Annotated in this window: 2 protein-coding genes; both read left to right on the top strand. The window is 55.7% G+C overall.

Annotation, left to right across the window (positions count from 1 at the left end):
• Positions 1-64 precede the first annotated feature (64 nt).
• Positions 65-358, top strand: coding sequence for a transposase (locus tag CER19_RS25425; protein WP_020300742.1), 294 nt, complete (start codon positions 65-67; stop codon positions 356-358).
• Complete coding sequence (locus tag CER19_RS25430) at positions 355-1,218, top strand: IS3 family transposase (protein ID WP_116668409.1); 864 nt, start codon at positions 355-357, stop codon at positions 1,216-1,218. The genes CER19_RS25425 and CER19_RS25430 overlap by 4 nt, the downstream gene beginning before the upstream one ends.
• The last annotated feature ends 37 nt before the right edge of the window (positions 1,219-1,255 follow it).

Raw genomic sequence — 1,255 nt, forward strand, 5'->3', positions numbered from 1 at the left:
TGGGCCTGTCCCGTGACAACGGACGCCAAGAAGCGATACTTAAATCGTTCTCTTGGAGGTTGCCATGTATCCATCCACTCGCCGTAACTACACCGATGAGTTCAAGACTCAAGCGGTTGCGTTAGCTGAAAGCGTTGGCAGAACCGAAGCTGCCCGCCAGCTAGAGATGTCCGTCAAAACGCTCGATAACTGGGTGAACGCCACGCGCAAGGGTCAACCGTTGAGCTCGCCCGAGCGCAAGCCCATCACTAAGGAGGACAGCGAGCTTGCCCGCCTGCGAGCCGAGGTTGCCGAGCTAAAAATGGAGCGTGAAATCCTAAAAAAGGCGGCGGTATTCTTCGCCAGAGAGTCCAGGTGAGATACGCCTTCGTCGCTGCTGAACGGACTCAATACCCGGTACGTGTGTTGTGCCGGGTGATGGAAGTCTCGACTTCAGGTTTCTACGATTACACGCACAGGCAGCCTCGCCCTGATCCTGACGCTCAGATTCGCATTGAGTTGCGCAGCGTCTATGCGGCCAGTCGACACACCTACGGTCGGCCACGGTTGGTCGCAGCCTTACGCCAGAAATCGTATGCAGTGGGCCACAAGCGAGTCAGCCGGTTGATGCAGGAGGAGCGTATACACGGCAAGTCCAAACGCGGTTTCAGGCCCTGTACCACTGACAGCAACCATTACTTGCCGGTCGCGGACAATGTGGTGGCGCGCCAGTTTGCCATCGATAACCCCACCCCGACTTGGGTCAGTGATATCACCTATCTCCCAACCAGAGAGGGTTGGCTGTATCTGGCCGTAGTGTTGAGCATCCAGACCCGCCAGATCTTGGGCTACAGCTTGTCAGACCGCATGCCAGATGGCCTGGTGGAAAGTGCGTTTCTGAATGCCTGGAGCGCCTGTTCTGGCACTAGCGGAGCAGTATTTCACTCCGATCAGGGCCGTCAGTACGCAAGCAGTAAGTTCCGTCTAGCGTTAGCTAAGAAGGACTTCAAACAGAGCATGAGTCGAAAGGGAAATTGCTGGGATAACGCAGTGGCGGAGAGTTTTTTCGCTACGCTGAAAAGAGAGGAGGCTTTTGGGGTCTACCCCACCAAAAAACAGGCACAGCTATCGATCGCCAGCTATGTGCATGGGTTTTACAACAGCAGTCGACTGCACTCAGCTCTGGGGTATCGTTCTCCGAACGAATATGCAAAGAGCTTGAGGCAGAAGACTGGATAACCAGCTTCATGGCGTACGCTGCCGGGGGACAGGCCCA

Source organism: Pseudomonas sp. GL93 (assembly GCF_003408955.1).
GTDB lineage: Bacteria > Pseudomonadota > Gammaproteobacteria > Pseudomonadales > Pseudomonadaceae > Aquipseudomonas > Aquipseudomonas paracarnis.